At 48.3% G+C, this 20,181-nt stretch carries 27 protein-coding genes, 1 tRNA gene and 3 pseudogenes; 26 read left to right on the top strand and 5 right to left on the bottom strand.

The window, feature by feature from the left end; translation table 11 throughout:
• Positions 1–23 precede the first annotated feature (23 nt).
• Together JK223_RS06505 and JK223_RS06500 are read right to left on the bottom strand one after the other, a co-directional pair.
• Positions 24–320 (bottom strand): CII family transcriptional regulator, encoded by a 297-nt coding sequence (locus JK223_RS06505; protein ID WP_025901425.1) that lies wholly within the window; start codon positions 318–320, stop codon positions 24–26.
• Between the two features lie 104 nt (positions 321–424).
• A complete protein-coding gene (locus tag JK223_RS06500) occupies positions 425–652 on the bottom strand; it encodes a helix-turn-helix transcriptional regulator (RefSeq protein ID WP_212713392.1) in 228 nt (75 codons plus the stop codon).
• 98 nt (positions 653–750) lie between these two features.
• Here JK223_RS06500 and JK223_RS06495 point away from each other — a divergent pair, with 98 nt between their 5' ends.
• From JK223_RS06495 to JK223_RS16900, 3 genes and pseudogenes are all read left to right on the top strand, one after another.
• A complete protein-coding gene (locus tag JK223_RS06495) occupies positions 751–1,422 on the top strand; it encodes a S24 family peptidase (protein WP_212713458.1) in 672 nt (223 codons plus the stop codon).
• A 219-nt stretch (positions 1,423–1,641) separates the two neighbouring features.
• Positions 1,642–1,995 (top strand): annotated as a pseudogene (locus JK223_RS16905) (NYN domain-containing protein); the annotation flags it as partial.
• Positions 1,996–2,058: 63 nt separating this feature from the next.
• Positions 2,059–2,460, top strand: coding sequence for an NYN domain-containing protein (locus JK223_RS16900; protein WP_241964922.1), 402 nt, complete (start codon positions 2,059–2,061; stop codon positions 2,458–2,460).
• 116 nt (positions 2,461–2,576) lie between these two features.
• On the opposite strand, the gene ubiA is transcribed toward JK223_RS16900, so the two are convergent.
• A complete protein-coding gene (ubiA, locus tag JK223_RS06485) occupies positions 2,577–3,491 on the bottom strand; it encodes a 4-hydroxybenzoate octaprenyltransferase (RefSeq protein WP_212713391.1) in 915 nt (304 codons plus the stop codon).
• Between the two features lie 673 nt (positions 3,492–4,164).
• On the opposite strand from ubiA, the gene JK223_RS06480 reads away from it, so the two are divergent.
• Together JK223_RS06480 and JK223_RS06475 are read left to right on the top strand one after the other, a co-directional pair.
• Positions 4,165–4,317, top strand: coding sequence for a hypothetical protein (locus JK223_RS06480; protein WP_212713390.1), 153 nt, complete (start codon positions 4,165–4,167; stop codon positions 4,315–4,317).
• Between the two features lie 313 nt (positions 4,318–4,630).
• Positions 4,631–4,789, top strand: coding sequence for a hypothetical protein (locus tag JK223_RS06475; protein ID WP_212713389.1), 159 nt, complete (start codon positions 4,631–4,633; stop codon positions 4,787–4,789).
• Here JK223_RS06475 and ghoS read toward each other — a convergent pair.
• Entirely contained in the window at positions 4,776–5,060 is a 285-nt protein-coding gene (ghoS, locus tag JK223_RS06470) for a type V toxin-antitoxin system endoribonuclease antitoxin GhoS (RefSeq protein ID WP_212713388.1), read from the bottom strand. The two genes, JK223_RS06475 and ghoS, sit on opposite strands and share 14 nt — an antisense overlap.
• Before the next feature lie 200 nt (positions 5,061–5,260).
• Between ghoS and JK223_RS06465 the strand changes: the two are divergent.
• The 15 genes and pseudogenes from JK223_RS06465 to JK223_RS06400 all read left to right on the top strand — a co-directional run bounded on the left by JK223_RS06465 (position 5,261) and on the right by JK223_RS06400 (position 12,002).
• A pseudogene (locus tag JK223_RS06465) lies at positions 5,261–6,240 on the top strand (hypothetical protein).
• 19 nt (positions 6,241–6,259) lie between these two features.
• A complete protein-coding gene (locus JK223_RS17045; RefSeq protein ID WP_256360140.1) occupies positions 6,260–6,382 on the top strand; it encodes a hypothetical protein in 123 nt (40 codons plus the stop codon).
• Between the two features lie 94 nt (positions 6,383–6,476).
• On the top strand, positions 6,477–6,677 hold the full coding sequence (locus tag JK223_RS06460; protein WP_212713386.1) for a hypothetical protein: 201 nt from the start codon (positions 6,477–6,479) through the stop codon (positions 6,675–6,677).
• Positions 6,667–6,819 (top strand): hypothetical protein, encoded by a 153-nt coding sequence (locus JK223_RS06455; RefSeq protein WP_212713385.1) that lies wholly within the window; start codon positions 6,667–6,669, stop codon positions 6,817–6,819. Before JK223_RS06460 ends, JK223_RS06455 begins: the two co-directional genes overlap by 11 nt.
• Complete coding sequence (locus JK223_RS06450; RefSeq protein WP_212713384.1) at positions 6,816–7,430, top strand: ERF family protein; 615 nt, start codon at positions 6,816–6,818, stop codon at positions 7,428–7,430. The genes JK223_RS06455 and JK223_RS06450 overlap by 4 nt, the downstream gene beginning before the upstream one ends.
• Positions 7,431–7,937 (top strand): single-stranded DNA-binding protein, encoded by a 507-nt coding sequence (gene ssb / locus JK223_RS06445; protein WP_212713383.1) that lies wholly within the window; start codon positions 7,431–7,433, stop codon positions 7,935–7,937.
• Between the two features lie 470 nt (positions 7,938–8,407).
• On the top strand, positions 8,408–8,794 hold the full coding sequence (locus JK223_RS06440) for a hypothetical protein (RefSeq protein ID WP_212713382.1): 387 nt from the start codon (positions 8,408–8,410) through the stop codon (positions 8,792–8,794).
• A gap of 60 nt (positions 8,795–8,854) precedes the next feature.
• Positions 8,855–9,412: a hypothetical protein gene (locus JK223_RS06435; RefSeq protein ID WP_212713381.1), complete on the top strand. Its 558-nt coding sequence runs from the start codon at positions 8,855–8,857 to the stop codon at positions 9,410–9,412.
• Positions 9,409–9,633, top strand: a complete 225-nt coding sequence (locus JK223_RS06430) for a hypothetical protein (protein WP_212713380.1) — start codon at positions 9,409–9,411, stop codon at positions 9,631–9,633. The genes JK223_RS06435 and JK223_RS06430 overlap by 4 nt, the downstream gene beginning before the upstream one ends.
• Positions 9,626–9,922: a hypothetical protein gene (locus JK223_RS06425; protein ID WP_212713463.1), complete on the top strand. Its 297-nt coding sequence runs from the start codon at positions 9,626–9,628 to the stop codon at positions 9,920–9,922. The genes JK223_RS06430 and JK223_RS06425 overlap by 8 nt, the downstream gene beginning before the upstream one ends.
• Positions 9,923–10,379: 457 nt before the next feature.
• A complete protein-coding gene (locus tag JK223_RS06420; protein WP_212713462.1) occupies positions 10,380–10,610 on the top strand; it encodes a hypothetical protein in 231 nt (76 codons plus the stop codon).
• Positions 10,611–10,836: 226 nt separating this feature from the next.
• Positions 10,837–11,313, top strand: coding sequence for a hypothetical protein (locus JK223_RS06415; protein WP_212713379.1), 477 nt, complete (start codon positions 10,837–10,839; stop codon positions 11,311–11,313).
• Positions 11,314–11,344: 31 nt separating this feature from the next.
• Positions 11,345–11,551: a hypothetical protein gene (locus JK223_RS06410; RefSeq protein WP_212713378.1), complete on the top strand. Its 207-nt coding sequence runs from the start codon at positions 11,345–11,347 to the stop codon at positions 11,549–11,551.
• Between the two features lie 7 nt (positions 11,552–11,558).
• Positions 11,559–11,729: a hypothetical protein gene (locus JK223_RS06405; protein ID WP_212713377.1), complete on the top strand. Its 171-nt coding sequence runs from the start codon at positions 11,559–11,561 to the stop codon at positions 11,727–11,729.
• A gap of 87 nt (positions 11,730–11,816) precedes the next feature.
• The gene (locus tag JK223_RS06400) at positions 11,817–12,002 is read left to right on the top strand and encodes an AlpA family transcriptional regulator (RefSeq protein WP_212713376.1); all 186 of its coding nucleotides are present in this window, start codon (positions 11,817–11,819) and stop codon (positions 12,000–12,002) included.
• Here JK223_RS06400 and JK223_RS06395 read toward each other — a convergent pair.
• Positions 11,986–13,155, bottom strand: a complete 1,170-nt coding sequence (locus JK223_RS06395) for a site-specific integrase (RefSeq protein WP_212713375.1) — start codon at positions 13,153–13,155, stop codon at positions 11,986–11,988. The genes JK223_RS06400 and JK223_RS06395 overlap by 17 nt on opposite strands.
• Positions 13,156–13,349: 194 nt before the next feature.
• Here JK223_RS06395 and JK223_RS06390 point away from each other — a divergent pair.
• From JK223_RS06390 to JK223_RS17115, 6 genes and pseudogenes are all read left to right on the top strand, one after another.
• A tRNA-Arg gene (locus tag JK223_RS06390) sits at positions 13,350–13,424 on the top strand.
• 159 nt (positions 13,425–13,583) lie between these two features.
• Positions 13,584–13,741: pseudogene (locus JK223_RS16895) on the top strand (Arm DNA-binding domain-containing protein); the annotation flags it as partial.
• Positions 13,742–14,707: 966 nt separating this feature from the next.
• Positions 14,708–16,159 carry a sugar porter family MFS transporter gene (locus JK223_RS06385; protein ID WP_212713374.1) on the top strand — a complete coding sequence of 484 codons (1,452 nt, stop codon included), beginning with the start codon at positions 14,708–14,710 and terminating at the stop codon, positions 16,157–16,159.
• 1,216 nt (positions 16,160–17,375) lie between these two features.
• Positions 17,376–18,335, top strand: coding sequence for an FUSC family protein (locus JK223_RS06380; RefSeq protein ID WP_212713373.1), 960 nt, complete (start codon positions 17,376–17,378; stop codon positions 18,333–18,335).
• A gap of 496 nt (positions 18,336–18,831) precedes the next feature.
• Positions 18,832–18,963: a hypothetical protein gene (locus tag JK223_RS17040; protein ID WP_256437070.1), complete on the top strand. Its 132-nt coding sequence runs from the start codon at positions 18,832–18,834 to the stop codon at positions 18,961–18,963.
• Positions 18,964–19,598: 635 nt separating this feature from the next.
• Complete coding sequence (locus tag JK223_RS17115) at positions 19,599–19,832, top strand: DUF3289 family protein (RefSeq protein WP_371813067.1); 234 nt, start codon at positions 19,599–19,601, stop codon at positions 19,830–19,832.
• The last annotated feature ends 349 nt before the right edge of the window (positions 19,833–20,181 follow it).

Here is a 20,181-nt window from a genome sequence, read left to right as displayed (position 1 = left end):
TATAATTACCCCTGTTGAGTTGTTTAGAAATCAATGGTTAGTTGTGTAGAGGCTACTGTTCCCGCAGTGGCCTTTTTCTTTGTCAGAACGTTAAACATTTCCTGAAACGCCCTGCTGATCGGACTAACGTCTGATGCCATTCCGAAAGCACAAAGCACCGAAGCAATAAATCTCCAGTCTGTTCTGCTTATCTTCGATTCGTGGCACCCTACGAGGGCCGCCAGCTTGCGCTGTGTCAGCGTGGCAAGGTTGATGAGTAAATCAGTCTCCGCCCGGTCTATGGCTCGCTGAGATAGCTTGCTGTTATTTGCATGTTCCATTTGATTAAATCCTTGTGTGTGTAGTTGAGTGATCAGCAGGTGCTGTCACTTAAATTGGTCCCTGGTATTCCGAGGGTGGCAGACTGTTAAAGAGCGGTTAGTACTTATGCGGCCGTGTTTTTGTGGTCCATGTATCTATGCGGATAGAGAATTTGCATTTCAGTCACCAATCCACCGAAGAATTTCGATAGCTTCTCTGCCATATCAAGTGATGTGACCTGCACCCCTCTCTCAATTCGGCTCAGGTTTCCTACATCACAATGAACGGCAAGCGCTACTTCGGACATGGTTAGCTTTTTCTCCATACGCATTTTTCTTAGTGGTGTTTCCATGACTACCTCCATTAAATGCGCTGCACGCATATTAATACATATGTCATATATGCGCAACACGCTTTGCGAGTGACGCAAAAAAGGACTTCAATATGGATATGAAAATTGGAACTCGCATCAGACAACTTCGCAAAGCGAAGAAAATGACAATCCTTGAATTAGCCACATCTGTAGGCAGTGACGTGGGTAATATTTCACGTCTAGAAACAGGCAAGCAGGGTTATACAGAGTCAACATTGATTAAGATCGCCGAAGCTCTAGGTGTGAAAGTTGCCGACCTTTTTTCTGATGATATGCCAACCGACATTGAGCCGGTGAATCGCCCTATTTCAAGCCACAGGGTTGACGTTCTCGACATCCAGGCCAGCGCCGGACCTGGAACTTACCTGACTCATGACTTCGTAGAGAAGGTTCGGGCGATCGAATACACGTCGGAAGAGGCGAAAGCTCTTTTCAGCGGCAGAAGCCTGGATAGTGTGAAGGTAATTAGCGCCAATGGCGACAGTATGTCTGGAACGATAGAGGCCGGTGATCTGCTGTTTGTGGACGTCAGTATCAAGATGTTTGAAGGGGATGGGATATACACCTTCCTGTACGACGACACTGCCCACGTGAAGCGCCTGCAGAAAATGAAAGACAAGCTGCTGGTTATCTCTGACAACAAGAACTACACGCCATGGGACCCCATAGAACGCGACGAAATGAATCGTGTAGTCATCTTCGGTAAGGTAATCGGAAGTATGCCGCAGACTTACAGGAAGCATGGGTAATTGGTGTAGCCGTTGAGGCCAAGATGCGGTTTAAGTGAATTGGTTTTTCCGTTTTTTACGTTTTTGTTTTTTTTGCTTTTCTGTTTTTTTTAATTCTTCTGGTTTTTTTTGTTTGACTCACGGGTCAAGTTTAAGTAGATTTTACTCACCAGCCCGGCCCCGTTCGCAGACAATTGTTAATATCTGCATAACGGCTCCGGGCTTTTTTTTGGATTTTTTATGAAAAAAGCAGCAATACTGATAGACGCCGGATTTTTTATGCAGCGTCTAAATGCAACACATAGAAAGCACTTCTCGTCTGAGGAATTAACGGCACCTTGTATCATGAAAGTGATATGGTCGATGGTAATTTCACACCTCAAGGACAGGAAGCAATCTCAGGAGAGAAGAGATCCACTCGAACTCTACCGTATCTATTTTTATGACTGCCCTCCTTTAGATATACAAACAAGATACCCACTCCCTGAGCCAGGAAATAAAACCCCTGGGCGTAAAAACTTCAAGCTAGATAAGTCCTATCAGTTAAGAACTGAGCTTCACGAAGAGCTAAGAAAGACAAGAAAGACAGCTCTGCGGCTCGGTCACCTAGTTGACAATAAGCGTTGGCAACTAACCAGCTTTTCTCTTGATGCCCTGATGAAGGGGCATAAGCAGTGGAGCGAATTAACTAACGATGATTTTTATTATGACATCAAGCAAAAACAGGTTGATATAAAGTTAGGGGTAGACATTACAACCCTTACTTATGAAAAACTCGTAGATGTTATTGTATTGGTTGCTGGGGACTCAGACTTTGTTCCGGCAGCAAAGCACGCCCGCATAAAAGGCATTGATTTCATTCTTGATCCCCTCAGACAAAACGTCAGCCCTTCACTATCCGAACACATAGATGGGGTTCAATCATTTAGCCTCATTACTGGGCTTGCGGATGCATTGCATGCAGAACCGAACCCAGCACCAGATTGGTGGGAGGATAGAAAGAAAGCTAAAAGCCAGCGGAGCCGACAGGCTTCTGGTCGACATAAAAAGCAAAATTAACTGCTAACCCCGGCCACCGCGCCGGGTTTTTTGTGCCTGTAACCCACCGTACTCTCCCCGCCTGATGGCAACTCTATTCTGATGCGTAGTTGCCAGCAGGAAGCTGATTTCCGTCACTAGAACGTACCTACCAGTGCTGCAAGTGCAAACAGAATACCGGTAAGAATGTTATGAAGAAACATGTTAAAACTTAGTGAAGGCTTCTGTAAATCAAGGCGCCAAACCTGCCAGGACATGTGCATGGCAATGGCAACCATAGCAACATAGTAAGGGGCTTTCATACTACTGAGCAGGCCGCCATATGACCACAACGCTACTGCTGCAGTGTAAAATAACCCGATACTGGCCTTTCCGCATTTCCCAAAAAGCAGCGCAGTTGATTTGATACCGATCCGCACATCATCTCTTGCATCTACATAAGCGTAGACTGTGTCATAGCCAATTTGCCAAGCAACCGCTCCCAGCCATATCAAAATAGCACTCGGCGGTACAGCACCTTTTATTTGTGCCCACGCCATCAGCATTCCCCAATTAAACGCAGCACCCAGAACAGCCTGAGGCCAGTAAGTAAACCGTTTACAGAATGGGTAAAGAATAACAAGCGGCACGACTGCCAGTGCCATCAGGCGGGTGAGTGGGTTGAGAAAATAGAGCAGCGAAGCAGCGAAAAGCAGCTGAAAAATAAAGAAAATTACGGCCTGCCGGGTTGAAATCTGCCTGCTTGCAAGAGGGCGGAAGCGGGTTCTTTCAACGTGTGCATCGAAGTTACGATCAGCAATATCGTTGATTGTTGAACCCGCGCTCCTCATCAGGAAAGCACCCAAACAGAAAACCAACATTTCTTTTGCTCCGGGCCAGCCGTGCGATGCCTGAAAAAGAGCTGCTATGCATGGGAATAGGACCAGCCAGATACCGACCGGACGGTCGAGGCGCGCCAACCTAAGGTATGACGTAAGAGCTGGCGAGAACCAGCGTTCAACCCAGTCATTTTGTTTAATATCGCTTAAATCGTGGGATTCTGAATGGGACATACGCATAAAATCCTGAAGAAGATGAAAGCGGTAATTTTACAGGCAACAGCGTTCTGACACTAGTTCTATCCTGTTAGTTCGGGTGATATTTGCCCTTAAAGCGACCATTTCTAACATCATATTAATTTTCGTTCATTGTTCAGAGCGACCTGTCAATTCAGTTGGTAGCTTGCCTTCATTTTTTGTTGAAAATATGGTCGTAAGGGAAAAGCCAGATAAGTCGTTAAGCGAACCCCATCCACAAATGAACAAACTATAACCAAATCTAATCTCCCTATCTTATCCCGCCACTCACAAGTCGGGAATTTTTCGTCTGAGGAAAAATAAATAATCTATAAAATCATAAAGTTAATCTCGGATCCCTATTTCTAGCTCAAATATGCGTTTGACGCATTTGCGCTTTACGCATATTATCAACCCATCGAAACGAAACATCGATGCGGTAAACGGACTACCTACCGCGCCGGACATGAAGTCAGGCTGCTATTTAAAAACAAGGTTCCTGTGAATACACAGGCCGAAGTGAGTTCTTCGGGGGTGAGTAACCGAGCACAAAATTAATCAGGGGTAGATCTCAGTCTATCGCTGTATCGGGACGGCAGTAGGCACAATCTGAGATAGGGCCACAATGTCGCGCTTACTCCCCCACCAAAGAACTTACAGAGGAATACCCATGAAAAAGGCTTATTACTACGCAAGCAAGAAAACGAAATTCGTTGTTGTTTACCTGGAAGATGGCAGCGAGTGGTTCTCAAAGTCTGTAAGCGGCAAAGCTTCTGCCAGGTTGATAGCAAAGGAAGCAGAAGCAACTTGCTGGAACTTTTAGCGAATTCATCATGCGTCTGTCACCGGGCGCATGAATGAGACTACTGGAGATAGCAATGAACAGAAACAGACGCCGCATGGCAGAGTTCAACGCCCGCAAGGCAGCCGAAGCAATGCAGCTTAAACCAGTTGATCGCGTTGAGCGGGCACTGAAAGCACCGAACTGGCGTAATCGCCCTGAGCAGGTTACAGAGTGCATGCCAGACGTAGCAATTTATTCAGCCGGCCACCGCACCAAGAGTGACCGGGTAACATGCACCGGCCGTCAGAAGGTCAGAGGCCGGTCTATTCCTTTAGTGTGATTGAGGTGAAGTATGGATAATGAAGAGTTGAGGCACATTGTTGCTTTATTAATTGAAGATGCTGAAAAGTTAAACGCCATTAAGCCAAACGCAGCGATACAGGCGCACATCTGGCTTGCAAAAAGGGCTTTCAACAATATCGATGATGATGGAAGCGCTATACGGTTATAAGGCCTCTAACTGCTCTCCCAGAAGATTTTGTAACTAATATCCCCGGGTCGCGCTTTATATCGCTAGCGACTCTTTGAGCTTTGTTTGCTACCTGTGACTCATCTTCACTGATTGATGAATAAGTATATTCAGCTTCGGGTAATTGGTAAGTAGTACCAGATGAAGCGGTAATCATTTTACTGAAACCATGGGCCTGCATTTTTTCATGTAAATTTCTGTAGTCTTCTGCGCTTGCTTTATGCAGCTCAACTCTAACGGTGAACGTTGCCATTATCATTCCTTAATTGTCTGTGGAATAACCAACGTATCAGTTTCCTTTGTCTGTGGAAAGCAGGGAAAGCGGGAGCCTGCCCCGGCAAAAACAGGCACTAATTCAATCTGGCTTCGCTACGGCGAGGCCTTTTTTATGCCTGTCATATCAGCGTCCATTCACTGAGTGGGCGGTTATATGACCACATTCAGGAGAGGATTATGGAAAGCACAGAGTTACAGCTGTACAGCCTGCCAAAGACGGCGGGTGAACTGGAAGCGGCGTTTATCAGCGGTGATTACACCGACCGGCTGATTGAAGAAATCCGCGCCAAGGCGAAATCAGTCGTTGGTGACATCAACACCGCCAAAGGCCGCAAAGCCTACATCAGCATGGCGGCCACCGTACGCAGCTCAAAGGTGGCGATTGATGATGCCGGTAAAACGCTGGTTGCTGAGATGAAGAAACGCCCTGCCCTGGTTGATGCCAGCCGCCGGAAAATCCGCGAGGCACTCGACGCCCTGGCTATCGAAATCCGGCAGCCGGTGACCGACTGGGAAGCTGAGCAGGAACGCATCAAGGCAGAAGAAGCTCTGGCCGCCGCCCACGCCGAAGCGCTGGAAATGAACGCGGTATTCGATAAAGCAGCCGCTGAACGTTTCGAGTCCGATCATGAAATCGCCCTGCTTATGAACGACAAGTTTGACCGTGACCGTGCCGAAGCCGCCCGCCTGGCAGAGCAGCAACGCATTGAGCATGAGCAGCGTATCGCCAGGGAAGCTGAAGAACGCGTGAAACGTGAGGCCGAGGAAAAGGCCAAGCGTGACCACGAAGAGACTGAACGCCGTGAGCGTGAGTTACAGGCCGCAGCCGAACGGGAAAAGCAGCAGCGTATCGAAGCCCAGCAACTGGCAGAACGTCAGGCCCGGGAAGCACGTGAAAAGGCTGAGCATGAGAAGCAGGAGCCATCGAAGCTGAACGCCGTAAAGCAGCTCATGCAGAGCAAGCGCGACTGGCCGAAGAGAAGCGCAAGGCTGATGAATTGGCCCGGCGCACAGCAAATGAAAACCACCGCAAGCGCATTGGCTCTGAATCGGTCGGCGCACTGGAAAGTGTCGTTGGCCTTAGCCGTGAACAGGCTGTCCGCGCATTTAAAGCCATTAAAGACGGTGAAATACCGCACCTGAACGTCAACTACTAATCACACCGGAGTATCGCTAATGACAACCAACGTCATCGGCGGCGTCATTGGCGCTGCTAAATCACTGTTTAAATCACAGCTTGACCGTATCAAGCGATTTGTTAATGAGGCGGCCCGTCCGGGCGGGGAGGCTTTTGCGTGAAGAGACTGAAATTTAACGTCGGATTTATTCGCTACTCACTGCCGGATAACGATGCTAACCGGCTTCGGATGTTACAGCTTACCAGGAGGTCAAAATGAGCCTGAACCTGACAATCGAATGCTCAGATGTGCAGGCACGCGGGGCAATGCGGCCCGGAAAGGTCAGCGTTTCACTTGAGGATTGCGCCATCGACGGACTGACCACTGAGCAACAGACAGAACTGTGCGGCCAGATGGATTTCGACGTCCTGGTTGAGTATGTGAATTCGTTCGCGGAGGTGAAGAATGTGGCGTAGCAATGACACCGACTTCATAGCGGAAATGAGGGAGGCCATCGGAGAGGAAATGGAAGCCATCCAGCAGGAGCAAATTGACTTGGCAGCGGAGCGCCAGAATCAGGTGGTTAGCTGGCAGGAATTTGCGGGGGACTATTCATGAGTGTGTACAAAGCTATCAGCGCCGTAGCCAAGGAAATGGCGGAGAAAGGCATCAGCAAGGACAGAGAAAACCAACAGCAGAGATTTATGTTCCGTGGTATCGACCAGGTCTATAACGCGCTAGCGCCCGCTCTGGTGCGTCATGGGCTGCTTATCCTGCCTCGCATAATTGAGCGCACTGTCACGGAACGACAGACGCAGCGCGGGGGCGTGTTGTTTTATGTCGTGGTAAAGGCTGAGTTCGATTTCGTCGGTGCAGAGGACGGCAGCACCCACACTGTGACCACTTACGGCGAAGCTATGGATAGCGGTGACAAAGCGACGAACAAGGCTATGTCAATCGCCTACAAATACGCGGCATTTCAGACGTTCTGCATCCCGACAGAGGAAACAGCTGTGGATGCCGATAGTGAGGTCCATCACCCGAGAGCAATGAATCCGGATGAAGCTGTGGCAACGTTCAGTAATGGAGCGAACCAGGCAACAACGGAGTCGCAATTGACTGAGCTTTATAAAACAGCCTGGGCCGCAGTGGGTGAATCAAAACCACATCAGCAACAGGTAATCGAAATCTTCAAACACAGAAAATCAGACTTTAAGGCGGCAGCATAAATGGCAAGCAGAGGCGTAAATAAGGTCATCATCGTTGGTCGGCTGGGGCAAGATCCGGAGGTGCGTTATGCTCCGTCCGGAGCCTGCTTCGCTAACCTGTCGGTGGCTACATCAGAGCAATGGCGTGATAAGCATACCGGTGAGCAGAAAGAACTGACGGAGTGGCACCGGGTAGTTATCAGCGGAAAGCTGGCAGAAATAGCTGGCGAGTATCTCCGGAAGGGATCGGAAGTCTACCTGGAAGGTAAACTTCAAACCCGCAAATGGCAGGACCAGTCAGGGAATGACCGCTACACCACTGAAATTCGGGTCGGCATAAACGGAACTATGCAGATGCTGGGCGGGAAGCAGGATGGAAGCGCCGCACCGTCAGCAGGTCAAGGCGGCCGGGCCCGGCAATCGACAGGCCAGCAATACAGCGGGAGCGGAAACCCTCCGGCCAACTCAGCACCTGCGGCAAGCGACCCTCCGATGGATTTCGACGACGATTCCGATATTCCATTTTAAGCAAGGAGGCAGGCATGAAAACCTGTACGCGATGCGGCGAGCATAAGCCTCCTGAGAGCTTTCAGATTAGAAACGCTTCCAAGGACGGACTGACAGCTTCATGCAAAGAATGCTTAAAAACATACGATCGGATGCGGGCCAACTTACCACACAGGGTTAAGGCCAGAATGGATTACCAGAAGACTACCTCAGGCATGAAAGCGTCAAGTAAGGCTAAAAGGGATTTTGCCCTTAGAAATCCTCATAAGAGGACGGCGCATATCAAAGTCGGAAATGCCCTGAGGTCCGGTAGACTATCCAGGCCTGATTACTGTGAAAGCTGTAAACAACAATGCAGGCCCGAAGCGCATCATTGCGATTACGGCAAGCCATTGGAGGTCCAGTGGTTATGCAAGGCCTGTCACGTTAAATGGCACAAATATCATAAGCCAATAATCCCCCTCCCCACCCTAACCAAATAAGGCCACATCATGGAACTGTCACCGGAAGAATCGGCGGTATTGTCACGCCTGCCCGAAAAGTATCGGAGTATTACCCGCGAAAACATCATCCGGATGACAGTCCGTGAGCGCAAGGAATGGCTGGTCAGGCAACGGATTGTCATGGGGTGCGAGGAAGCGATTAAGGCGTCTGAGCAGGGAAGCTATCACCCGCGGCTGAATCAGCGCATGGAGCGCACTGTGCAGCGGCTGGTATGTCAGGCGACATCCGTTAACCCTCCGCTGCCGGGATGGCTGGCAGAGGAACGCCGAAGAAAACGCGCCGAGGACTGGAGACGGTACCACGAAGAACGCGGCGCACCTGAAATTAAAATACCGACAGCCAACACCCCGGGGCGCGGTGGCTTCGGTGACTAACTCACCCCACCCTATCCTCTGCCATACGGCACCGGGAGGGTTATCTGTTGGAGAGGAAAAGTGGAAACATTAGCAACAGGCGTCACAGTCGAAAAAACAGATGTGCTCTCATTCATCATTTCCGGCGTGGAGCGATTAGATCCTGTCCGGGTGATGATTGAAAACTATGGGCCAGGGCGAGGTCGTATCACAATCACATGCTATGGGAAGGCGTGGACCGGCGCATGGTTCGCAATGGGCGAGGACTCAGTACAGGAGTTCATTAAGCGGGTAAGCAACGAATACCTGATCGGATATTTTGCCCCCGACATTGAAAGCACGGTCAATGATGACAATGACGCCAATCTTGCTTTCGTGAAGACTGAAATTATTAAATTGCGGCTTGGCAGGGAAATAACGTCCGATGAAGCCCGGGAAATGTGGGTAGAGGCTGAAGATGCTGAGGACGTTAAGGTTAGCTGTTGCGATTGCAGGATAGGAGACAAACTCCCCGGCCTGCTGGGTGACGAGCCGTGGTACGCAAAGTGGCCCTCTGTACCGAATCATAAATATCAGTACCTTAACCGCATCGTGAATGCTGTCCGTGTTGGTCTATCTGAAATGGAGCGTGCTGCATGAAAGTGAAATGCATCAAAGATACCGAAGGGTATTGGACTGAGGGCGAAATGTACCAGGCTCGTATTGTGACCGGTGGCTATGTTCAGGTTGGCGATGATGAAGATTTGGATGGGGAAAATTGGAGCGCTCAACCGATAGAATATCGGGAAGACGATTCAGTCGTGTATCAGATTGGTGGCATTGAAGGCGAAGTGCTGTTTGAAGAGGTGATAAATGACTGATATCTCAGAACTGGTGAAATCTGAAATAAGCGATTTCTGCGCCGGGCTGGAATCGCCAGGGCGCCCGGAAACGCCTGAAGAGATTCAGCGTCAGTTAACGGACAGGATTTTGCCACTGATTAAAGACGGGCGCCGGGATTGGATATTGCGGTCGTTCTTGGCAGGTTATGACGATGGACATTCCCGAGGGCTTAATTGTGGCAGGCTCTATAAATCTGACGATGACATGAGAGGTCACAGGCATGTATGCGTCAGAGATTACCTGGAGGAAATTAGCCATGATGACTGAGCAGGAACGGCAGGAGCCTGATTTCTTTGTTGTTGTAACCAGCGCCGGCATTTGGCAGTAGTTCCACAAATGCAGAGCGGATGCTGAATTCATTACATCCAAAGCACCCAATCCAGGATATTCGATACTTGAAATTTATACCGCCCCGCCGGTACCGGTGATTAAGTTGCCTGGCGCCGTTGAATTTAATAAGCAATCAAAGACCTTAGCTTTTGATAAGGGTTTTTCTGTTGGGTTTAATGAATGCATCGAAGAGATTAAAAATCTCAACGGCCTGGGGGAGTGATGAGTATTATTTCTGAAGCGATCCCGTGGTTAATTATCGGGCTGATTTTCTGCCTGATATGGATACGAAAATGACCCGAATCACCACTCACATACTGGCAGGGAACTACCCTGCTTTCATTAAACGAATAGCGTTCCGCATAGCTCTGTGGGATGCGTACAGGAGGAAGTGATGGGAAAGGTAACTTTCGTTGTTGAGTTCGAAGACGGCAAGGAACCGAGGGTTAATTTTGGCATGGATATTTTGGGTGGGAAGCTATGCGTTGTTAGCTGGCAGGACTACCGTGATGATTTCCTGAGCGATGACGATGTTGAGGATATAAGACATGCCATTTCTGAAGGGGCAGTCAGCTCAAAACAGTATGACGACCTCATGAGAAAAATTGAGGCACTCGAAAGATGATACTCGCCGGATACGTCATCCTCATCCTCTCCGGTAACCAGGCAACTCCCCTCACTGAAACAATCTACCCCACCGAAACACAGTGCCAGATGACAATCGACCGACTGCATGAGCGGCGGCCGGCGGCTGCGTTATTGTGTGGCGAAGTCGAAAGAAAGATGTAATATTCCTTATGTATCAGTGAGCTGAAAAGCATTGGGCTATTATATACATCGGAGGGCTGCAGGTGAGTTGGCATGCGGGAAATTGGGGAGATTTTGTAGTTTCATTAGGATCAGCAATAGGGACGGTTGCTGCGGCATGGTTTGCATACAAAGCTGCAAAATCTAATAGTGTGTCTCAAGAAAAAATGGATGAGGTAAAAGTCTTTGAGAATTTACTCTCAATCTCCAACAGGATAGACGGTCACGCCAAAGGATTGTCGGCATCAAATATACCAAAAGAAATGAAGGGTAATATCGTAGCCTTGATATGTGTTGCGCATGCCGTCCTTACTGAATCTGGCATCAGCTATGAATCACAGGAAAGGCTCAAACATAATTTTCTTTTAATGCTCCCGCCAGCTATTAATCTTGTAATGAAAAGACAGAAAGAGGGCAATTACGCCCTTGGGGACCTGGCCGCCGAGCAAGACATATATCTAATAATAAGATTCAGAGCTGCTAAAGATTTCTTCTCTAACACTTACCAAACCGCCCACTGAGGCGGTTTTTTATTGCCTAAAGGAAACCACTATGACCTACGCAGACCCACTCGACCAGGCGTCAGAACTGGAGCAGCAACAACTGAAGATTGCGATGGCGAACCGCCCGCGGCCGAAGCCATTCACCGGTAAGTGCTATAGCTGTGGCGACACGATCGGCAAAGGCCACTACTGCGATTCAGTCTGCCGTGAAGATGACGAGAAACGAGAACGCGCAGCGAAGTTTAAACGCCATTGAGGTCAGAATGAGCAACAAACTGGACTCGCATTTTTTGAAACAGCGCGACGAAGCCCTGCAGATGCTTAAAGACGTCCTCGATAACTACCGAGACAACAACCGCAAGGGGATCGGGATAGGCCCATTGTTCAAGGCAGCCGAACTCCTGAAGAAGTATCCCCACATTAACAGTAAGTAACCCCCCCCCCCTAAACCAAACCACCCTATTCCCGCACCGGTCACCGGCGGCATCGTCGCGCCTGCGGGTTGGGTAAAGGAGAATGCTATGCAGCAATCAGATTTAATGACACAGGAAGAAGTATTCAGCGTGATCGGCAAAAAGCGCGTTGCACTTTACCGGCTGCGCAAGGAAAAGGGATTTCCGGAGCCGGTATTGCAATATCCATCGCGCTACGTTCGTGCTGACGTTGAAAACTGGCTTTTAACCGGCGGAGTTAACCGAGCTTCTTAACGTGCCAGAATATCTTATCGGCATATATTTCATACGCTTCTTTTTGCTCCGCTATCCAGTCGTGTTTGTTATACACGGCCATCACTCCCCCAAGTTCATGCCCCAGCATCTTTTCGGTGACATGGGGCGGAACTCCTTCACTGGACAGGTTCGTAACGAGGGATCGTCTGAAATCGTGCGTCCGCCATTCTGGTATATCAATTAACTCCCTTAGCTTCGCCATATAAAGGTTTGACGATGACCGGTCTATCGGCTTGTCCAGTTCCATCCCGGGAAACAGTACGTGATTTCCGTTATTCATCAGACGCTCAATATAAGGCTGAACGTGGCTGAAGATCGGACGCCGGATGACGTTACCCATTTTCGAGACGTCAGACGGCGTAGTCCATATCATGTCCTCAAGATTGAAGTCTGACATTGTTGCCAGTCTCATCTCTGAAAGTCGGCTCCCCCACAACAACAGCAGCTGGTGAAGGATGCGGTTTGAAGAATGTATCTTTGAATTCTCCAGTGCTACCCATACCTTTGCCAGCTCACCATACGTCAGAACCCTCGTCCCCACGTCGGACCGCTTGCCAATGGTTTTAACACTGAGCTTCATCACTTCACAGGATGGGATTATCTGCCGGCTGATGCACCAGTTGATAACGGAGCGCAACTGGATCAGTAATACTCTGGCCTTTTTCTTATTATCCTTTTCCTGCTTATCAAAGAAACGGACCCACTGAGACACCGGTATGTTGTGTACAGGCACGCCCTGAAAATGTGTGTACATGGTGTTGTACACGACAGAACGATACAGCGTCTGCGTGTTCTTTCTTAGGCCGCTTACATATTTCTCCCACCACTGGTCAAGGCACACCTGCAGGGTGATATCATCGCCAGGCGATGAAAAATACGTTTTCGGGTTTATGCCCCGCGTGTACAATTCACGCATCTCGCCGACAGCGATCCGGGCGTCCTTAAGAGACATTGAAGGATAACGTCCGATAGTCAGCCGTACCGGCTTACCTTCCCAGCGGTACCGGAACTGAAAAGCAATGGTCCCGGAGGGTGTAATGCGTGCGCTGAGACCTTCGGCGTCAGTAAGTTCTGCCGGTCCGTCATAAGGCTTGCCATTGAGGTTTCGCAGTTTGGTATCGCTAAGGGCCATGATTATGAGATGTACACAGGGATTTTTTTCATTATGTACTCAATCTGTACGCAATGGCAAATGAACAAAACGGAACCAATGCGGAACAACCAGAAACAAAGTGAGTACATTGACATCGGAAGTGCTTGATGAAACATGAGGAATTACGGTAGTATCGGAACACTCAGGAACAACCTGAAACACTAACGCGCAAAGTCTCCTTAGTTAAATGGATATAACGAGCCCCTCCTAAGGGCTAGTTGCAGGTTCGATTCCTGCAGGGGACACCAGTCATCAGTTCGCCACCCTCCGTTATAGTTCGCACTCCCCTCATAAATCAGTACTCATCAAAAACAACCGTTCGTTATAGTTCGTCAAAGTTCGTTGACAGCCGCAATCTAAAGCGGGAAAAAAACGGGTAAAGATTTTTACCCACCGGAATTTTACCCATGCTCACCGTCAAACAGATCGATGCCGCTAAACCAAAAGAAAAATCTTACCGGCTCCAGACCCGGCCGGCTTGTTTCTGTTCGTGCCTCCGACCGGCAAAAAGGTCTGGCGACTCCGGTATCGTCACTCAGGAAAAGAGAAGACTCTGGTCATCGGCCCCTAACCTACCCCGGAACACCGGTTACACTCCTTTTCAGTAAATCCCCTGCTATTCTTTGTCTTCTCCCGGACACAGACGCGACCTGTCACGTGGCAGTCTTTACATCTGGCCCGGGCGTTGCCGCAGAATGTCACCATGATGCAAAAGTGCAAGTTGCGAATGTTTGCACCACTTTTCGCTTAATCCTGGTTTCAAACCTGCGTAAGGGAGCCTCCTTGTCGCAGTGCTTTAATTCGTGTTATGTCAGTCACTGAATTGCCTTCCGTTTATCGTTCTTACACAGATCCATTTCGCCGCTGAAAGCTGTGAATCCGTGTGAAGAGCAACTCTTAAACGAACTCATACCGATTCAGTCTTCCCCGGGGGAAAATCCAAAATGAAACATAAAGCAGAGAGCAACAGTGAGCAGGACCGGCACCGTTGAAGTTAGCGCACCTAATCAGGCGCATCCTCCGGTGGGAAGCACCGCGCCTTAAAAATGAGGTTGTGATATCCACCCGATTATGGAGTGTATATAGTCATTTTGAGGTTACCCCCTGTCTTTACTTCCGTGTGCTTGCCGCGCCATGGGTGTCGCTGAACGCATAACCCTTGTCTTCCAACCCGGAAAATCTTTCCACCTGCCATTCATCCTTAATGACTGACTTCCTGCGGATATCCTCCTGAACCTGAAACTGCTGGCAAAGCGTATCATTCGCCAGTCAGAGCAAACTGTCTTAGGAACAGTAAACTGCAGTACGCAGTGTCGAAGGTATTCTGAGGGGGGATCCGCGCCATTTGGGAATCTTTACGCTGCAGAAATATCTGAAAGCGCTTCCATAAAACAAATTTATTAACCTGCCTAATTATTAGTATGTAATTATTAATGTGAGCCAGGTCTCATACCTGTGTCTGAGCGGCAAATGTATCAACCATTCGGTCGCCATCATGGCGTGGCAGTTTCCAGAACCAGGGATGAATAAAATGAAACACTCTCCACAAGCCGCTTCTGATGAAAGCGGTTCCAACAAGTTTACCGTGCAGCAACGCTTATTTTTTGTGGTACTGGTTGCGACGATGGGCGCACTGGCTTATGGCTATGATACAGGCATTATTTCCGGCGCATTACCTTACATGACCTTACCGGCAGACAGGGGCGGACTCAATCTGACCCCGTTTACCGAAGGATTAATCACCTCTTCACTGACCTTCGGTTCTGCTGTCGGAGCCTTTATCAGCGGATATGTTTCTGATCGATTCGGGCGCCGCATTACTCTGCGAAGCCTGGCACTGTTGTTTGTTGCCGGAGCATTGGGTACGACTCTGGCACCGAATATTGAAATAATGGTCGCCATGAGATTCATTCTTGGGATCGCTGTAGGCGGGGGATCCTCTACCGTCCCGGTATTTATCGCTGAAATCGCCGGCCCCAAGCGCCGGGCCCCGTTGGTCAGCCGCAATGAGCTGATGATTGTGTCAGGGCAGTTGCTGGCATATGTGGTGAGTGCTGCGATGAGCCTGCTGCTGCATGACGGAAGTATGTGGCGGTACATGCTGGCGTTAGCGATGATCCCAGGCGTAATGCTGTTTATCGGTACTTTCTTTGTGCCCGCCTCTCCTCACTGGATGGTCTCGGAAGGTCGCTTCAAAGAAGCACTGCGTATTATGCGAAAATTGCGTGAAAACCCTCGCGAAATAAAAAAAGAAATGGCTGAGATGCGACAGAATGCGCAGCAGGCCCGACAAGGCCCCGCGCCCCGTGAATTACTTAAAGAGAAATGGGTAATACGCTTATTACTGGTGGGTTTCGGTATGGGGATCGTGCTGCAGTTTACGGGGGTGAATGCCTTTATGTACTATACGCCGATTATCCTGAAGAGTACCGGGCTGGGAACCAGTGCGGCTATCGCCGCGACCATTGGTAATGGTATTGTATCGGTGATTGCCACCTTTGCCGGTATTAAGGCTATCGGCCATTTTGGTCGTCGCCCGATTCTGCTGACCGGACTGACTATTGTGATCACTATGCAACTCATGCTCGGTGCTGTCCTGGTGTTTATGCCTCATAACCTGACCCAGAGCCTGCTGGCATTGGCCTGTATTCTGGTTTTCCTGTTCTTTATGCAAATGTGTATTTCACCGGTCTACTGGTTACTCATGTCTGAACTGTTCCCGATGCAGTTACGTGGCGTTCTGACAGGGTCTGCCGTTTCATTTCAATGGGTCTGTAATGCGATTGTCGCGTTCGTCTTTCCCCCATTATTATCGCTGGTCGGGAACAGTGCATTCTTCATTTTTGCGGCGATTAATGTGGGATCATTTATCTTCGTCGCTTTGGCATTACCGGAAACCCGCGGTAAGTCTCTGGAAGAGATCGAAGCGCACGTACGTGAGCACTTTGGTGAAAGTATTAAAACCGCATCTGTAGCAGAGTAGTGAATATCAATCCGGACGTTATGTCCGGATTTCCCCCTGAACCGGGCGGTTATTCTTTGCAGGCGTCACCAGTTAGCCCCTTACAACCGGCAGCACTTCTGATAAACAGCAGATATACCGATCTCATCATTGCAGCTTCAGTCAATCTCTGTCCGGTAGTTCACCGCAGACTCATTCGCAGAATTCGATGATATCTGTTCGGCCTCACTGCCGGTATGAATTTTGCTGATAATAAACAGTGAGGCAACAACAGTCTTTCATGTCGGGACGGGAAATGTCTTTAGTTTCTTCCTGTATCCACCTCCCCGGTCACTCTGTAGTATGTTCGATTTCGCGTTATATTACTCGTCTGATGACGTATCCGATGGCTAATTTAAGCATATTCCACTGCATCATTTCCTGTGACTGTTCCGTCCGATTCTGTCTCTGATATTCCTGTCCGTAGCGGTAAAATACTGAGGGCCATCTGAGTTATCTCTGCCGGCAGAAGCTGTGCGCTACAAAGCGTAGTAAAACCTCTAAAATAATACCGGTAATTAAAATTAATCCGGAATTTTATAACTTCCCGATCATCCCTCCCGAAACCGACATCTATTAAGCAGTATTTCGTCAATATCTGAACCTGAAGAGCTTTCTGTGACCCAAAGGCCAGAGAAGCTCAAAAAATACTTTTACCTATAGTCAGATCATCGCAATCCTGGAGCCTGAATTGACCGAAATACCAGGGGCGTATCGGACCGCGAGCATTGCATGAGTCATGCCATTTTTGGTAATGGTCTCATTTTGACGGGATTAAGTCTTACCCCACCGCCCATCTGAGATAAACAGAAGACGAAACCGCCGCTAATAAAGCGCTATACTAAAGAGAGGTTAAAATCCTGAACGAGCCGCCAAGCTACGAAAAAGAGATCCTTACTGACTTTCAGAGATAGATTATACCGAGCTCCCCTTGACCGTTTTAATCGCCGGTACGGTAATGTTTTAGTTTTCTGTACGGTAATACTGACGTTAAAGGCTACAGGTCTGTCTGCGGGATTGCATTCTTATCTGACCCTAAACATCCGCTCAGGTCGGGGATTTTCAACGGTCTGCGGGATGATTTCTCTGTTCGGATCTCTTGAGCCGTAGTGGTTAATCTGCCCTATATCATTGCATTCGGCTAAATGCTGACTAATATCATAATTAACCTGGTAAAGGTATTTATAAAGGGCAATGAATGATAATTACAGACCATTTTTTCAATAAAAAACTATTTATTGGCGGTACGCTCTCAATAGTTCCGTCTCTTTTAATTTATTTACTCACAGGTGATCAAAAATTCATCATTGGTAGTATCGCTTCCATTTCTTTCTTTTACATGCTGGCCACTGAAGCTGATACGAAAAAAATATTATACATAATCCCCATAACTTATCTTTTATCAATGGTATTGTTATTTCTTGAAAACAATGCATCGGTCATGACTTACCCTTTTCTTATCATTATATCGTTCTTATCAATCATCTTCAGGATGGTTAATCTCAACAAATCAACAGGTTTATATGTATCCGTGATAGTTCTATTCTTTGCTATACCGGTAAGTCATTACCGGATGAGTCCCCTCCTGGTTAACTACCTTGCAACTTCTTCTGTTTTTCTGATATCGACACTGCCCCCTGTCATGCTCTTTTTATACTCAACCAGATTCAAAGATATAAAAAATGAAAATGGATATACCTCCCAAACAGAGATAGTCTTAGAATCGACCTCACTACTCATATCTACAGTAATATGCGCTGCAATTGCATCACGGCTTCACGGGTACGATGCTCCGATGCTTATGTGGTCTTGCATTGTAGTGAACAGTTGCAGAATTAAAAACTCCGGAGATAAATTAAAAGATCGCATTTTCCCGGGAATTGCAGGTGTTTGCATTGGGTATATTATTGGAATTTTTTTAAAGAACCTGGAGTATACCCTGCTGATTTCCAGTTATATCACTATGTTATCCCTCATATCTTTTAAAAATTATTCTGTCGGTTTTTTTATCCGATGTGTATCTTTCCCTGTCGGAGTGTGTGCATTGTACCAATCGGATAACCTTATCTCTGCAAGAGTTACTGAGATTTTTTTAGGTGGTTGCCTGTCTTTCATTTCAGTTTTTTTAGTGGCATTATTCTCCTGGAGAAGACTATAACCGGTTTCATTCAAATGAGAGTCCGGATATGTCATCTGTTGATTGGTATCTGCCGTAGTCTATGGGATTGAGCGTGACTGATTAAAGCGACAAGTCTGTAAACATTATCTCACCGGACTTGTGGCTCAGGCAGGTAAATAACAGATTGACAAAGGGAGGGGGATTTTTCCGGCACCACATGGCACGTTATTCGCAGATAATTTCAAAGCATTTAAGTAACAGCGTATGGTCATTGCCGGGATCAGTTATTATTGGGACCAAAGTTGTCTGTTTTGTCCATCAAAAATTAGCACAATAAGCTCCCGCCTTTTTTCTGATTGCCTGCTGGCGTTACATCGATAAAAAACGGCCGCACTGGTGACCGGGATTCCGCTGCAATCTATGGCACAATTGTCAGCCGTACAGGAGCACTATTTTAATGCGTCCGTATAATTATCATGCAGTGTATCTGCACCGGTTGATAACAGCATAGTATCGGCACCGAGCCCAAGGAAACATGTTAACAGTGCATCATCCGGGAGTTTCCACGTCAGAACGTATCGTATGGCGATGCGGGGAACTCAATATTCCTTATACGCTGGTGAAATATCCCCGTGATCCTGCGACCGGGCGGGCACCTGAAGCCTGAGGCATGACCTCCCTATCATACCGTATCCGTGCTCACCGATGGCAAAATCACGCCAGGCGAGTCCGGGGCGATTATTCAGTACATTCCCGCACGCTACTGGAAAACCGGCGTGTCCCACCGGTCGCCGATGCGGAGTTTGCAGACTACCTTTACCGGTTCCATTTTTCGGATGCATCACTGGTCGCAGGTTGCATGGCCGGAATAGCATTTTCGACGGTTCCGGGAAACGAAAATTATCCTGTGTGGGCGGTATTCAGCGACCGGACTGTACGCGCATTCGACACAATTTAGGAAAGGTTACAGCATCACCCTTATTTTGCGGGTAATAAGTTCACTGCTGCAGATATTATGATGTTATTCCCATGAACTACTCTACGGACCTTTATAGCTCGCGATATTTAAGGCTATCCGCCTATGAAAGCCTGTCTTCAACACATCAGTGAACGAGTGGCCTGGAAAAAGGCAAAACAGGTCGCGGATCCGGACGTACACTTTAAACCGGACCCGTCGTGATGCGCAGGTGTGATATTCCCGAAAGCCTGAAAGAGGCTACATTATATTTTTGACGATGGGCTGAAAGCGTAAGGGATCCACTATGCACCAGCCCGGAATCTGAAAAAAATGACGGGAAGATAATGCAGGATTTACACTCTCGCCAGTCACCGCGTATTATTCCCTGTGAATACCTCAATGGACTATTACACAAGGAATGTATACCAATGGCTGCACTACAGTTTCCCGACACTCTATTCAAAACCCAAAAATGGATGGACGACTACGGCGCGAGTGATATGCACTGCGGTGATCTGACCGAAGCACAGTTGAAATCGCAATATCGACTGAACTACATCTCTGTATTCGGGTTTTAGCCGGATAAAAAAAAGTATACTCTTTACGGTCCTGCAACTGACTGAACAGGATTGATGAGACCAGCACAATGCAGAAATTCTACTTCCGGATCCTGGCTGGCCGTTATCCGGCATTTGTAAAAAGGATCGCTTTCCGACTCGCCTTATGGGATGCCTACCGGCGTAAACGCTGATCCTGAGCGGTGTCAGGGTTACTGATTTCGGGCGGCAAAACCGCCTTGCCAGGCAGCCACACTCCCCCGCCTCCGCGCAATGACCCCTGACGGCCCGGGAGCCCTCTGCAGGGGAGTAATTCCGGGGACAATGCTTTCGCTTCAGCACAATGAAAACTGCACCTTACTGACCGGAG

The organism is Tatumella sp. JGM118, from assembly GCF_018257515.1.
Lineage (GTDB): Bacteria > Pseudomonadota > Gammaproteobacteria > Enterobacterales > Enterobacteriaceae > Tatumella > Tatumella terrea.
This window is presented reverse-complemented; position numbering and strand designations above follow the sequence as displayed.